Below are 13,718 nucleotides of genomic sequence, written 5' to 3' on the forward strand. Positions count from 1 at the left end.
TCTCCTCTTGCTTTTATTTGTGTACCTCATGACCAGAATGCAAACATCGATTTCACTCCGCCATCGTAAGAAATCTTTTTGTCCGTTCTTCCTTCGGATTATCAAATAGTTCCTTGGGGTCCCCTTGTTCGACAATGACACCGCCATCCATGAAAATCACTCGATCTGCCACTTCCCTCGCGAAATTCATTTCATGTGTAACGATGACCATGGTCATTCCCTCTTCTGCCAAATCTTTAATGACCTGTAGAACTTCTCTGACTAGTTCAGGGTCCAAAGCAGACGTAGGTTCATCATAGAGCATGACGGTAGGATTTAGAGATAACGCCCTAGCAATCGCCACGCGTTGCTGTTGACCCCCTGACAACTGGGAAGGATAATGATCACAACGATCTCCAAGACCTACTTTGCTAAGAAGGGATTCCGCTAATTCCTTTGCTTCGGCCGGTTTCACGCCATAAATAGTCAAGGGACCTTCCATCACGTTTTCAATGGCAGTCTTATTCGGAAATAGATTAAATGATTGAAAAACAAAACCAGTTTTCTTTCGTAACTCCCTAATCTCTTTCTTGCGTTTTCGATCCACTTTTCCACCTGTATGTAGTTCATGTGGACCGATTCTAATAATGCCTTCGTTCGGCTCTTCTAAATAGGTTAAACATCTGAGAAAAGTCGATTTTCCTGAACCGCTTGGCCCCATTATAACGACGACTTCACTTTTGTTTACAGCCAAATCGACTCCATCTAAAACCGGATTGTCTCCGAATGCTTTTTTAAGATTTTTAACTTCAATAACCTGCAAGATACCCTCCCCCTAAACCTAGATTTCCTACCTTCGTTATCGAACTAAATGCTTTGATGAGCGCTTTTCGAATTTATCCAGCAATGTAGTAAAGAACGTTATCAGAATCCAATAAATGGCTGCTGCTGTTAAATAAATCGTTAGCGGCTCAAACGTTTTTGCAATGATCAAACTAGACATTTGCAGTAGTTCAGTAACGGTTATGACAGAGACTAGCGATGTATCCTTCACTAGAACGATAAATGAGTTTGATAATGTCGGAATTGCAATCCGAAGACTTTGAGGGATAATTATCCTTCTCATCGCTTGCCCATATGTCATCCCCATTGAAATAGCAGCTTCCATCTGGCCCCTGTCGACAGCGAGGATGGATGCACGGAATGATTCAGAAAGATAGGCACCCGCATTTAGACTTAGTGCCATAATCCCCGAAGAAATAGGATCTAGTGAAATACCGATTTGAGGCAATCCATAGTAAATGACAAATATTTGTACAAGAAGTGGGGTTCCACGAATTACGGATATATAGATACTGGCGATTTGATAGACAACTTTGATCTTTAGAATTCGGATAATCGCTGTGGAAAATCCTATCACCAGTGCTATGAGTACTGATATACAACTTAAAAAAAGCGTCATGATTGTTGCTTTTAATAGGGAGGGCAATGAGTCAATTATTATCGTGACATCCACTACTTCACTTCCTTCCAGACTTTCTATCGAGCAAGCCAAATCACTCTAAATGCTAACCCTTAAATTCAATGTGAATTCCCAGCTCTTTTAGTTCTTCAATAAAAGGATCAAACCTCTCGTTAACAATGATTGTTTCTATAGGGACCACACCTGTTTCTAGTATCCTTTTCTCTGCAATCCACTTTGCCGCTAGTGCAGCGGGAAGTGCAGTTGTTTTTGCCATGGAAGATATATTTCGTTCATGGTCGTACACATCAACCATTTCCCATGTATAGTTTTTAGATTTTCCATCTTTAGTACCTTTAACTTCCACTCGAACAACCGTTACATCTTCATTTGATACCCCTACCATTTTTGGCGCAAGTATCTTCTCAGATATTTTTACGGGAGTAGTGATGACCCCTTCGACTTCAATTGGCTTATTATCTAAAAAGCCCAACTCACCTAATACCTTCATCTTCTCCCAATGGCCAGGATAGCGAACTGTTTTTTCAGTTAAGTTGCCCACTTTTCCTTTTAACGTGAATGCAGTGCTATGTGCATCAGTTATGACGGCTTCACAGTCACCAACCGGGTAAGGGAACGACATTGACTCAAGCTCTGAGAGGGCCGGTAATTCTACAATTTCACCATTTTTGATTGCGAATGCAGGCTTTGTATAGAGCCCTAATACACTTTCTAGTCGAAACACGACCTGGTACCAAAGTGGTGGAACTGGCCATCTAGGAATCCCCCCGCAAATCAGAACTGCTTCATCGGCTTCATCAAGCATTTCGATTCCTTGTGCTGCAAGGAAGTTTGTGATGCCAGGCGCAACACCACACCCTGGGATAATCGTGACTCCAGCCTCTTTTGCTTGAGTATGTAATTCTAGTTTTTCTTTAAACATGGACCCAACCAAATCTACTAAATGACATTGTGAAGCGATTGCAGCTTTTACAGCGGTTAAGCTTAACGAATGAGGGAGACATCCAACTGCTACATCCGATCCCTCGAGTACTTTTATGAAATCATCTTCCGTTGACAACGTTACCGTCTTTCCAAACACCTTTGGATTATCCGCAATTTCGAGACATTTATCGATACTCTCCTGTCTGACATCGACTGCCGTGACCGATTCAATTTCTTCGAATTTTGCCATTTCGCTAACGATTGTTGTGCCAATCATCCCAGTTCCTAAAACGACTACTCTCATATAATTTGTTCACCTCTGTCAATTTTTTATGAAAGAAAATCCTAGAGTAAACAACCTCCTGCTTCTGGTTACTCTAGGGAATTATTACTTGTCTAAAGGATCTGTTCCAAACCACTTTTTATAAATTTCTTTATAAGTTCCATCTTCTTTCATTTCCTTAAGTGCGTTATTCACTTTTTCTACAAAGTCTTCATTTCCTTTATTAACAGCCATTCCAATTTCATCTTTATTTAAGATGTCGCTGGTGACTTTAATCGGTAAGTTGTTCTCTTTGATGTTATAGTTCATTAGCAACTGGTCATTGATGATGACATCCAGGCGTTTATTCGTTAAATCTTGAATGTAATCGCTTACAGCTTTATACAACTTTACATCTGCACCATCAACACTGTTCGCAACTTCCTCAAAAGTTGTTCCCCCACCCACGCCTACTTTCTTCCCTTTAATATCAGCGAGTTCGGTTATATCATCTGTGTCTTCGCGCGTTACTAAAACAGAACCAGTCACAACGTATGGATCTGTGAAGTCTACGCTTTTTTTACGTTCTTCTGTGACCGTCATCTGACCAATAATAATATCGAATTTATCAGCTTTAAGTCCTCCGATTAGTCCATCCCATTTCGTTGCGATAAATTCAGCTTCAACGCCCAATCTTTTAGCGATTTCATTTGAAATGTCTACATCAAATCCTTGGAACTCGTCCTTGTCGTTGAGAAAGTTAAACGGTGGGTATGTCCCTTCAAAAGCTACTTTCATGACTTTAGAATCTGTGATCCGATCTGCCACAGCTGTCGTGACTGCTTTTTCAGCCTTTTCCTTACTTTTCCCTCCACACCCTGCAAGTACTGCCGCTAATACTAGTGATAAAATAGATAGCCACAACATTTTTTTCATCTTTACCCCTCCAAATTTAATATTTACGAGCGCTTTCAATTAGAGATTTACATCTCCACCTTTCACCTTGTCCGTATCGATTGTTTGTCCCACGCCATTGAGGTACAAGTTAGTTAACTATATGTCCAAGCCATAGGAATGATTCGTGAACCTTTCTTAATAAGACTACAAAAAATTCAAAAGCCGCCAGCACTACTGACGAGGATTCAGCGTCAATACTGCTGGCAGCTACTATATTCTAAATTTAATAGTTATCGATTTGTGCTCGTTGCAATTTCCCACTGTAATCCACGTAGACGGATTTCCATTCTGTATAGACATCAAGTGCAGCTACACCTGAATCTCTATGTCCATTTCCAGTCCCTTTTGTCCCTCCGAAAGGCAGATGGATTTCTGCTCCCGTCGTTCCCGCATTGATATAAACAATCCCTGTATCGAGATCCCTCATCGCTTGGAAAGCTAGATTGACATTAGCGGTGAAGATTGAGCTGGACAATCCAAATTCCACACTATTGTTCACTTCGATGGCTTCTTCCAGGCTGTTCACCGGAATAATTGAGACTACTGGACCAAAGATTTCCTCTTGAGCAATTCTCATATCAACCGTTGCATCGGTGAATATGGTTGGCGCATAGAAATTCCCAGTAACGAGTCCGCTATCTGTTATCATACTTCCCCCAGCAAGAAGTGTAGCTCCCTCTTCGAGACCGATTTTCACGTACTCATGGATTTTTCCTAGAGATGAACGATTGATCACTGGACCTACTTTTACTGTTTCGTCTGCCCCATCACCAAGCGATAATTCACCAATTCGGTCAACAAGCTTGTTCTCCAGGTCTTCTTTCACATCCTGATGAACGATAATTCGACTTGTCGCTGTGCACCGTTGGCCGCTTGTACCAAATGCCCCCCACAATATACCGTCAACTGCAAGATCGAGATCCGCATCTTCCAATACAATGACAGCATTTTTTCCTCCCATTTCTAGAGATGTTCTTTTCAATAGTTCTCCAGCACGGGAATTGATAGCACTACCAACCTCATTTGACCCAGTAAAAGAAATCAAATCGATATCCGGGTGTTCGACCATTGCATTCCCTACTTCTCTTCCGGAACCATTCACTAAATTCATCAGACCTTTCGGTAATCCTGCTTCTTCAAAAATTTTCGCGAATTCGTATGCGATGATTGGTGTTTCTGTTGCAGGTTTCCATACTACTGCATTCCCTGAAACAAGGGCCGGAAACGACTTCCAAGAAGCAATTGCAATCGGAAAATTCCAAGGTGTGATCAGTCCCGCAACACCGATTGGCACACGTACACTCATCGCGAATTTGTTGCGCAGCTCTGACGGAACCGTATCCCCAAACAGGCGACGGCCTTCTCCTGCCATGTAATAAGCCATATCGATCGCTTCTTGTACTTCTCCGCGAGCTTCGTCAATCACTTTGCCCATTTCACTAGTCAAGATTTGCGATAATTCTTCTTTCCGGTCTTTCAGTAGGGTTGCTATTGTATATAAGTATTCTGCACGCTCAGGTGCCGGAACAAGACGCCATTCTTTTTGTGCTTTTTTTGCAGCTTGGACCGCACGATCCACGTCTTCATCAGTTGACTGTGTGACTTCCCCCAACACTTTTCCGTTCGCTGGATTTAGCACGTCGACAAATTTACCGGAAGAGGATTCGCACCACTCACCGTCGATGTAGTTAAGAAGTTTTTTCGTGTCAATGCCTCCGCTATCCTTTGTCCCTTTTTTAGATGGATGAACAACTTGAATTCCTTTACGATTTATCATATAACTGCCTCCTTCAACATTTTACGTATCTGTTAAATGCTTTCTTTGATTCGATGAATTGCTTCGAATAAACGTTCATTCGGAACCGACAGTGAGATGCGGAAATACCCCTCTCCACCGGGGCCAAAGGCATTGCCGGGTGTAACGATTACGCCTGTTTTCTCTAGAACACTTGTGACAAATTCCGTTGAAGTAAAGCCTTTCGGAACTGGTGCCCAAACAAATAAACTTCCTTTTGGAGGCTCTACCTGTATGCCGATAGAGGAGAGACCATCCAACACGACAGCCATTCTTTCTTCGTAAATGCCGTTATGTGCTGTAACACAACTCTGGTCGCTATTTAAAGCAAATGCAGCTGCTTTCTGGATCGGCGTGAATTGTCCAGTGTCCGTATTACTCTTTAGGACTGATAGCGCTTTAATGATTTCTTTATTGCCAACTACATATCCGATTCTCCAACCTGTCATATTATAGGTTTTCGAAAGCGAACCGAATTCGACCGAACCTTTTTTAGCACCCTCGACCTGCAGAATACTTGGCGCGGTATAGTTCGAATACGTCACCATGTTATAAGCAGAATCATGAGCGATCAGGATGCCATGTTCTTTTGAAAAAGCGACTGCCTTTTTGAAGAATTCAATATCAACAGTAGCCGAAGTCGGATTCCCTGGATAATTTAAAAACATCAGTTTGGAACGGGTTATGACTTCTTGAGGAATTAAACTAAAATCTGGTTCGAAATTATTCTCTTTCAGTAAAGGCATGTCGTAATACTTTCCATTCGCTAGTAACGTTGCCATTCTGTAGACGGGGTAGCTAGGATCTGGTATCAATACCGTATCCCCAGGATCGATCAGTGTTGGAATCAGATGAGCAATCCCTTCTTTCGAGCCGATGAGGGCTAGTACTTCTGTTTCTGGATCGAGATCTACACCATATTGTCGTAAATAGAAATCAGCAATGGACTGACGATATTCAAGGCATCCTATGAAACTGGGATACTTGAAGTTCGCAGGATCTTGCATCTCTTCTACTAATTTCTCGACAATATGCGGCGGTGTTGGCAAATCAGGATCCCCAATTCCTAAATCGATCACATCCACTCCCGCCCCAATCATTGCAGCCTTCTTCTTATTGATTTCTGCAAACAAATACGGAGGGATTTGTCCCAAACGATTCGATTGATAGTCCAAAAAACCACCTACCTTATCTTTAATCTCAACACTATATGCCACAATAGAAACTCTATGATGTTTTGTTTCTAAATATGCCGCAGAAGTCTCTCTTTATTTGCTTTACATGATGAGGTTCACTATATTGTTTAATATGATAATTTTCAGATAAAAAAGATATTTTTGAGTAGACAGTGGAGGAATACGGCAGATTAAAAGCCATTGAGGATGAAGCGTAGGTTGATGTACGGTAGTTATTCACTGATATATTAAAAGCCGTCAACTGCCACGGAGGCAGTTAACGGCTCTTGAATTCCATTATTGTGCTGTAAATTTGTAGTTTCCAGATTTTTGTCGGTCAGTGCATCCAAGTTTCTAGATTATTTAAACGTTCTTGTTTGTTTCTTACACAGGCATTGGTCACTGTTTTAAATCAACATACCTGCGATTGTAGCACTCAACAGATTCGCCAACGTTGCAGCAATAATCGCTTTCATTCCCAGCTCTGCAATGTCCTTTCTTCTTGAAGGTGCCATTCCTCCCAATCCGCCGACCAACATAGCAAAAGATGAAAGGTTTGCAAAACCACAAAGTGCAAAACTAATCATGGCTACACTTTTAGGTGACAGATCATCTATTTCAGGTGCAAATGAGGAGTAGGCAACAAATTCGTTCAGTACGAACTTCTGTCCAATAAAGGACGCTGCCTGTACGGCTTCATCCCAAGGAATTCCAATGACAAAAGCAAGTGGAGCCAATAGATAACCTAATAACTGTTCTAGTGTTAACGATTCAAAACCAAATACACCACCAGCAGCTCCAATTATCGTATTCAGTAAAAAGATAAGAGAGATAAAGGCGATGAGCATGGCACCCACACTTATTGCTATTTTCAAGCCATCCATGGCTCCTCGTGATGCTGCGTCGATGACATTTACCGATTCATCGTCTTTAACCATTTGAACATCTTCGTTTAAATCAATTGGTTCTGTTTGAGGAATGATTATTTTCGCGAATAACAATCCAGCAGGTGCGCCCATAAATGCTGCAGCCAATAAATAGTCTAGAGGGACACCCATAATTGCATATCCGCCTAAAACAGCTCCTGACACACAAGCCATCCCACCTACCATAACTGCAAACAATTCGGATTTGGTCATTTTCTCAATATAAGGTTTGACTACCAATGGGGCTTCAGTTGGACCTAGAAAGATATTAGCTGCTGCTGACATTGACTCAGTCTTACTAGTTTGTAAAATTTTCGACAAAATTCCACCGATGACTTTGGTTGCAAACTGCATAATCCCAAGATAATAAAGAACTGAGATTAATGAAGCGAAGAAAATGATAATCGGCAACACTTGAAATGCAAAGGTAAAACCGGCATTATCTGCGTTAAGGACGCCACCAAACACGAATTGGATTCCTTCATTGGAAGAGTCAATCACGGTTTGAACAAGTTTTGAAATGAATTGCAAAATCGTTCTTCCAAATTCCCATTTCAACACGATAAATGCAAAAATCAGTTGGAAGGCTAAGGCGCCTATAACGGTTCTTGGATTGATGGATTTTCGGTCTTTAGAAAGTACTAGTGCAATTGCTAATATGCTGATAATCCCTATAATTCCCCAAATGTATTGCATCGTCTCTCTCCCGTCTTGCAAATAAAATCTATAGAAGCGCTATACAATCTTTTGTTTTTCACCTTGTCCAAGTAACTGACGCTCGCATCCTTTATAAACAGGTACTTGTCCGCTTGTACCAGCCACTTGAACTGTAGTTAATGTAATTTCCATATGCCGATCAAATTGAACATTTCCGCCAGTGATCATAATGCCTTCAACTTAAAAATTGTGAAGAGCTGTTAAAATCGCTATCGTGTCGACACCAGCTGTAACTGTATCAATAGTAGCGAGTTTTTTCTCCATCATTTTGAGTTTTCCCCCGTTACTTTCTTCGCTAAGTCCGTCATGTAGTCAAAGAAAGCATCGCGATTCACATCATACACTACATTCACCGGGCGACCTTCAGAGGTTTCAACTGTACGTCCTTGGCTCGGTCCTTCTGTGATGACAACACTGTTAATTGTTTGTACCTTAACAAGATCACTGTTGCCAACAAATGCAGTCGTTAAAACATCCCATAAATAGTAAGTCGAATTTGTTGAAAAGTGAACTAGAGGTGGAACCATTGCATAACATTGACCGAGGAAGTCGACGCCAATATAGTTTCGCTCTTTAGCCCAACGTTCTCGCACATCTAAAGTCAAAGGTACTTGATTAGTACTTTCAAGCGCGACGAGATCGATTTTTATATTAGTTTCCCATACTCGTGCAGCAGCTTCCGGATCCCAAAACACATTCCACTCTGCCGTTCCGTCATGCTCGGGTTCATGTACATTCCCAGCTTCTCTAAATGTACCTCCCATCCAAACCAATCGCTCAATCTTCTCTTCAATCTCTGGTGCCTCATCCAATGCTCGTGCAAGGTCAGTAAGAGGTCCCGTGAATAATAACGTTGTTTTTCCAGTGGTATTGCTAAGTTTATCTATCATATGAAGATGCGCAGGCATGTCTGCTACAGGTGTATTGACTTCCCCGGATTCATTTAAAATCGGTAGTGCATCTACAAAAAATGCATGCATGCGCCAATCTGATGGAAACGAGTTTTTTCCGCGCGAATTAGATTTGGCTACTTCGAGACCACCTTCACCAAAGCGATCGATGATCTTTCTGCTGGCTACTACCGCCGGCTCCAAATAGCAATCCGCTGGAATAACCGATACCCCTGTCAATTCCACATTCTCCATCTTAAGTAGTAAAAATAATGAAACCAGATCATCGACTCCGCCATCATGATTAAAGTAAATTTGTTTTTTCGTCATTTTAGATTCCCAACCTTTTTACTAATTATTGTTTGTATGAATAGTTAATAACATAATAATTGGATTAAAGCCTTGTGTTGATTTGAAACTTTGGAAGGCAATCATTCATAAAAAAGTACAGGTCCCAATTCAATTTTCTGTACTCTAACAATTCCATGGAGGGTATGAGTAGCTCCCTCATAAAAGACTTAAAGATACGCTTGTGGACTTATGAAATTCAAGATGTCAACTTAAATTCGAGATAATTGCAAAAAAACCCAGGTAAATACATACCCAGGTTACAGATTTACAAAAAGAAGAAAGAAATGCATTTAATGATAAACACGATAACTAGTCATTCTTTAATGTAGTCCGGTAGTTTACGGTTACCCGGTAGAAACGCTCAAGCCATATTCTTAAGCATATACATTCATAAATATAATATTAATTATTTCAATGTATAATTTTTAGCATGAAAGCATTGAACTAGTCAATGGATAACACGAAAGTTGTTATATTGCGATATTTCAACGGTTTGAAATCACCTCATAAAAATAGCGTTATCCGATTGGACGACCCCAACTGGAAAACGCTTTCTTAACTAATTTATTTTTATGAACGTTTGTGACCATCTATTAGAAAGGAATCCTCTAGGGAAAACAGATGCTAACATTATGAGCTTTGATGTTATCAAATGTCTGTATCAGCCACGATAGAGTCTCACATAATTCACTAGCAGTTACCTCTGTACTATTCGTTACAGTACTCACAACTATTTACATAGTTTATTTGCATATATGTACTATTATTAAAAAACTCTTCAATGGGTACTATCAACACACCTGAACTATCGATTCTAGTAATAAGATCTTCTTTCGTTAGAAAAAACAAATCTTTTTCTGGAACATAAGTTTCGATCCAGGTCTGTAAGATGTTTTTTGTTGGTTTGATTTTCATTTTATCCCCCAAGATGTTCATATTTATATGGTGACAATTGCTTTTTCTATTAGATTGAACGGATATAATTGTCGACTGTAAACATATGTATCCCATCAAATGGGAGGAATTTCATTCTATAGATACATCAAACAAATAAGTCGCTCTTCCATGGTCCCACACTACATTCACTTCATAAATATAATACCCCGCTTTCCGTGGCAAGGTCATTTCATTGTCTTTAAGTTCAACAATCGCACGGGAATGATCTTCACTCAATTGATGGATTGAGATGGAAGAAGGATTTTGATCGATTTTAATTTTCAATTTCCCACCTTGTTCACCCTGCAAGGTATCGAATTCCTCAGTTTGCTCATGAATCTCTGAACTATCAATTTTTCTGAGCTAAAAATTCTTTTCTCGCCATTCGAATTCACCTACAGCCATTGTATACTCTTGGTCATCTAAGATAACTGTTCCTTGTGCTTGTTTGTAAGTAGTGTTTGACGCTATTCCAGTACAACCAGCTAAAATCGTAATGATTAACAACAAAAGTAATATTCTTTTCATTATCATATTCTCCTTCTAACTGGCGCTTATGTATCTAGTTGACGCTAAGTCTCATTGCGAATTAGCGTCCTTATTTTAACAATTTGAAACCTGACTACTCCATCTATAATAAATAAATTTTACCTTTTGGCCATTCATATCAAATTCTTCAACATCGCATGCCGTCTGTTTAAATCCGTTTTTCTCTAATACTTTTTGAGAAGCTATGTTATTAGTTGTTGTCACAGCCTTCACTTGTTTTACATCTTGCTGTCCTACTATTTCTAGTAATAATTCCAGTGCTTTTTTTGCAACACCTTTCCCTGTATGTAGGTGTCCCACTCTATAGCCTAAATGAGCGATTTTATGAGTCACATCAATATCTACTAAGTTAATTCTTCCAAGAATAGAACTATTTACATCTTTAATTAAGTAGAAACTGGAAATCCCTTCGGCTTGTTCTTCAAGTAAGGTTTCATGCCTAATTTTAAAAACCTCTGGCTTATAGTAGTCATCTCCTCGAGTAGGTACCGTTTCTTCGAAAAAGTTTCTGTTTTCAAGTTCAAACTTATACAAATCTTCCGCATCTACGCCTGTTAACCTCTCAATAAATAGATTCATCTCACCTATCCACCCATCACTTTTCTTCTAATAAGGATATAATCTTTTCATTTTGTTTGATAATTATATGGAGTTCTTCTCCATTTTTTAATGAATCACTTTCCCTCACTGCAGAACTTCTTAATACCCTCTTAATAAAAAGAAAAAATGATATAAAGAATAAGACTAATAGTCCCAATACAATGATTAAGTAAATAAGTCCGTATATTTCAAAACCACCTTTAGAAAATTTAATGAGGGAAATATTCCATGGGTTCATTAAAATGGACGAAGCCATTTTTCTTATAGTAATTAAAGGAATCTTCACTTGGCCATACGATTACAAATTCAAAATTATTTTCTTTTACCCACTTATTCACTGAACTTAATACATGACTTCCAATCCCTTTATTTCTGTATTCAGGCACAGTATAAACATTTGTCATGTATGCAAATGGATGTGTTGTCTTGCCTGGACGAGGTACCTTTTGTATTAACTCCACGTAAATGTGAGATACAATCTTTTCATTTTCTTCCGCAACCCAAACAAACCACTGGCTACTGTTAAGTGCATCATCCAAAAACGTTTGGCATTCATCTCTAAAACCCTCATACGATTCCTCTTTCTTACTTTCGTCATACTCGACGGTAAAATCCCATCGCATTTTTATTAATTGTTCAACGTCTTTTGTTTGAGCAAGTCGAATATCCATCGGATCCTCCTAAACTTAACTTATATAGTGGTACACGAAGTAGAGTTCTAGTTCACTTATTCTGAAACAATTTTTCACAATTCTGGTTGGAGTAGCGAAAATATTAGAGCATCGTGTGATTGATTACCTTGGTATAAGTAGCCACGTAGTTTCCCTTCCTCTGAAAAACCAAGTTTTTTTAACAACAAGATGGATGGACTATTTTGCGGATAAGTAACGGCTCCCATCCTATACAACCCTATCTCATCGAATGAATATCTTATTATTTCCTTTACAGCTTCAGAAGTGTATCCCTTTTTCCAATAGGAAGGATGCAACTCGAAACCAATTTCAGCTTTTTTGCTCCATTTGTTAAGATTGTTCAGGCCGAGCGTTCCAATAAATTCCCCTTTATCTTTGGTTACTATCCCCCATCTTATCCCGCGATTATTATTGAATGTCCTCTCAAAAGATTCAATGATCCGGGAGGCTTCTTCTATACTTTTCAGGCTGTCCATACCATAGTACTTAGTAATTTCATCTCGCGACATAATTTCATAGAAACTCTCGATATGGTCCTTCGTTACTTGTACTAATTTGAGTCTTTCTGTTTCTAATTTTGGAAACTCCATATTTCTTCCTCCCTTATCTATGAAATCCAACATATTTATAATTAGATTGGCTATCTTTTTTTACAAACGTAGATCATCTCATAACTATCGTTAGTTAATGGACTTTCATTCCAATCTTTATACACGTTGATAATCTCAAAACCATGTAAAAACAAAATTCTATCCATTTCTCTAGGGAATACATATCTTAAACTTATGTTTGTTCTCTTTTCGTCTACAACTTCACCATCATTGGCTTTGTATCTTCTAATAGTTGTATAGTGTTGAACTTGATTTAAAGAATCATAGGTACTTAGCGTGTAAACATCCACTCGATTCAGTGTTTCAGAATCCGTATAGGATTTCCAATACTCTTCCGTACATGATTGCAACAATTCTTCAACACTCGGAAATCTTGTACCAAAAATGAAAACTCCGTCAATTTCTAAATGCTTATATACAGAGGTTAGTAATTCATCTTGCTCATCGTTTGTTAGGAAATGTTGAAATGAATTCCCTACTGAATAGATCAAACTACTTGTTATCGGCAGATTCAGTTTAGTGCAGTCTTGCTCCACCCAATCCACCTTCAAATTTAGCTTTGTTGATTTCTTTTTAGCCTCCTTCAACATTCCTTTATGCATATCTATACCCAGAAGTTTATATCCACTTTTCGCTAAAGGAATTGTCAGTCTACCCGTACCACAAGCTAAATCAATAATAGTTCCTTCTGTTTTCGATGCCCAATTTAATAAAAATGGTAGTTCTGATAAATACGCCTCATTTTCTTTATCATATAAAATTGGATCATCATATTCTTCAAAATTAGTTAACGTCATTTTTAGTCTCCTGTTATTACATATTTTTTTGTCCTGTTTCAATGTTGTTATTAAAAATCCGTGCCTCTGTAAAG

16 protein-coding genes and 1 riboswitch are annotated in these 13,718 nt (G+C 39.1%); all 16 genes read right to left on the reverse strand.

Features of this window, described 5'->3' with window-relative positions; genetic code table 11:
* Nucleotides 1-52 precede the first annotated feature (52 nt).
* The gene (locus tag RL70_RS14525; protein ID WP_039044126.1) at nucleotides 53-802 is read right to left on the reverse strand and encodes an amino acid ABC transporter ATP-binding protein; all 750 of its coding nucleotides are present in this window, start codon (nucleotides 800-802) and stop codon (nucleotides 53-55) included.
* A gap of 36 nt (nucleotides 803-838) precedes the next feature.
* Nucleotides 839-1,495: an amino acid ABC transporter permease gene (locus RL70_RS14530; RefSeq protein ID WP_039044127.1), complete on the reverse strand. Its 657-nt coding sequence runs from the start codon at nucleotides 1,493-1,495 to the stop codon at nucleotides 839-841.
* Nucleotides 1,496-1,547: 52 nt separating this feature from the next.
* On the reverse strand, nucleotides 1,548-2,690 hold the full coding sequence (locus RL70_RS14535; protein WP_039044128.1) for a saccharopine dehydrogenase family protein: 1,143 nt from the start codon (nucleotides 2,688-2,690) through the stop codon (nucleotides 1,548-1,550).
* Nucleotides 2,691-2,774: 84 nt separating this feature from the next.
* Nucleotides 2,775-3,584 carry a transporter substrate-binding domain-containing protein gene (locus tag RL70_RS14540; RefSeq protein WP_039044129.1) on the reverse strand — a complete coding sequence of 270 codons (810 nt, stop codon included), beginning with the start codon at nucleotides 3,582-3,584 and terminating at the stop codon, nucleotides 2,775-2,777.
* 244 nt (nucleotides 3,585-3,828) lie between these two features.
* Nucleotides 3,829-5,382 (reverse strand): aldehyde dehydrogenase family protein, encoded by a 1,554-nt coding sequence (locus RL70_RS14545; protein WP_082003436.1) that lies wholly within the window; start codon nucleotides 5,380-5,382, stop codon nucleotides 3,829-3,831.
* A 32-nt stretch (nucleotides 5,383-5,414) separates the two neighbouring features.
* On the reverse strand, nucleotides 5,415-6,575 hold the full coding sequence (locus tag RL70_RS14550; RefSeq protein WP_039044163.1) for an LL-diaminopimelate aminotransferase: 1,161 nt from the start codon (nucleotides 6,573-6,575) through the stop codon (nucleotides 5,415-5,417).
* Between the two features lie 407 nt (nucleotides 6,576-6,982).
* Complete coding sequence (locus RL70_RS14555; RefSeq protein WP_039044130.1) at nucleotides 6,983-8,197, reverse strand: NupC/NupG family nucleoside CNT transporter; 1,215 nt, start codon at nucleotides 8,195-8,197, stop codon at nucleotides 6,983-6,985.
* Nucleotides 8,198-8,236: 39 nt separating this feature from the next.
* Nucleotides 8,237-8,386, reverse strand: coding sequence for a hypothetical protein (locus RL70_RS18420; protein WP_369795244.1), 150 nt, complete (start codon nucleotides 8,384-8,386; stop codon nucleotides 8,237-8,239).
* A gap of 95 nt (nucleotides 8,387-8,481) precedes the next feature.
* The gene (locus RL70_RS14560) at nucleotides 8,482-9,438 is read right to left on the reverse strand and encodes a nucleoside hydrolase (protein WP_039044131.1); all 957 of its coding nucleotides are present in this window, start codon (nucleotides 9,436-9,438) and stop codon (nucleotides 8,482-8,484) included.
* A gap of 327 nt (nucleotides 9,439-9,765) precedes the next feature.
* Nucleotides 9,766-9,867, reverse strand: a riboswitch (purine riboswitch).
* A 618-nt stretch (nucleotides 9,868-10,485) separates the two neighbouring features.
* Complete coding sequence (locus RL70_RS14570) at nucleotides 10,486-10,704, reverse strand: hypothetical protein (protein WP_039044133.1); 219 nt, start codon at nucleotides 10,702-10,704, stop codon at nucleotides 10,486-10,488.
* Nucleotides 10,705-10,758: 54 nt separating this feature from the next.
* Entirely contained in the window at nucleotides 10,759-10,923 is a 165-nt protein-coding gene (locus tag RL70_RS17940; protein ID WP_156137985.1) for a lipoprotein, read from the reverse strand.
* 75 nt (nucleotides 10,924-10,998) lie between these two features.
* Nucleotides 10,999-11,523 carry a GNAT family N-acetyltransferase gene (locus RL70_RS14575; protein ID WP_039044134.1) on the reverse strand — a complete coding sequence of 175 codons (525 nt, stop codon included), beginning with the start codon at nucleotides 11,521-11,523 and terminating at the stop codon, nucleotides 10,999-11,001.
* Nucleotides 11,524-11,539: 16 nt separating this feature from the next.
* Nucleotides 11,540-11,800: a DUF4083 family protein gene (locus tag RL70_RS17630; RefSeq protein WP_369795245.1), complete on the reverse strand. Its 261-nt coding sequence runs from the start codon at nucleotides 11,798-11,800 to the stop codon at nucleotides 11,540-11,542.
* Nucleotides 11,754-12,215, reverse strand: a complete 462-nt coding sequence (locus RL70_RS14580) for a GNAT family N-acetyltransferase (protein WP_039044135.1) — start codon at nucleotides 12,213-12,215, stop codon at nucleotides 11,754-11,756. The genes RL70_RS17630 and RL70_RS14580 overlap by 47 nt, the downstream gene beginning before the upstream one ends.
* Nucleotides 12,216-12,289: 74 nt before the next feature.
* Nucleotides 12,290-12,826 carry a GNAT family N-acetyltransferase gene (locus tag RL70_RS14585; RefSeq protein ID WP_039044136.1) on the reverse strand — a complete coding sequence of 179 codons (537 nt, stop codon included), beginning with the start codon at nucleotides 12,824-12,826 and terminating at the stop codon, nucleotides 12,290-12,292.
* Nucleotides 12,827-12,876: 50 nt separating this feature from the next.
* Nucleotides 12,877-13,644: a class I SAM-dependent methyltransferase gene (locus RL70_RS14590; protein WP_039044137.1), complete on the reverse strand. Its 768-nt coding sequence runs from the start codon at nucleotides 13,642-13,644 to the stop codon at nucleotides 12,877-12,879.
* Nucleotides 13,645-13,718 lie beyond the last annotated feature (74 nt).

The sequence above is a fragment of the Sporosarcina sp. ZBG7A genome (assembly GCF_000813425.1).
In the GTDB taxonomy this organism is placed as follows: Bacteria; Bacillota; Bacilli; order Bacillales_A; family Planococcaceae; genus Sporosarcina.

Coding starts and splice junctions, on each gene's coding strand:
- RL70_RS14535 (WP_039044128.1), bottom strand. CDS start 2,690: ATGAGAGTAGTCGTTTTAGGAACTGGGATGATTGGCACAACAATCGTT.
- RL70_RS14540 (WP_039044129.1), bottom strand. CDS start 3,584: ATGAAAAAAATGTTGTGGCTATCTATTTTATCACTAGTATTAGCGGCA.
- RL70_RS14545 (WP_082003436.1), bottom strand. CDS start 5,382: ATGATAAATCGTAAAGGAATTCAAGTTGTTCATCCATCTAAAAAAGGG.
- RL70_RS14555 (WP_039044130.1), bottom strand. CDS start 8,197: ATGCAATACATTTGGGGAATTATAGGGATTATCAGCATATTAGCAATT.
- RL70_RS18420 (WP_369795244.1), bottom strand. CDS start 8,386: ATGATCACTGGCGGAAATGTTCAATTTGATCGGCATATGGAAATTACA.
- RL70_RS14560 (WP_039044131.1), bottom strand. CDS start 9,438: ATGACGAAAAAACAAATTTACTTTAATCATGATGGCGGAGTCGATGAT.
- RL70_RS17940 (WP_156137985.1), bottom strand. CDS start 10,923: ATGAAAAGAATATTACTTTTGTTGTTAATCATTACGATTTTAGCTGGT.
- RL70_RS14575 (WP_039044134.1), bottom strand. CDS start 11,523: ATGAATCTATTTATTGAGAGGTTAACAGGCGTAGATGCGGAAGATTTG.
- RL70_RS17630 (WP_369795245.1), bottom strand. CDS start 11,800: ATGGCTTCGTCCATTTTAATGAACCCATGGAATATTTCCCTCATTAAA.
- RL70_RS14580 (WP_039044135.1), bottom strand. CDS start 12,215: ATGGATATTCGACTTGCTCAAACAAAAGACGTTGAACAATTAATAAAA.
- RL70_RS14585 (WP_039044136.1), bottom strand. CDS start 12,826: ATGGAGTTTCCAAAATTAGAAACAGAAAGACTCAAATTAGTACAAGTA.
- RL70_RS14590 (WP_039044137.1), bottom strand. CDS start 13,644: ATGACGTTAACTAATTTTGAAGAATATGATGATCCAATTTTATATGAT.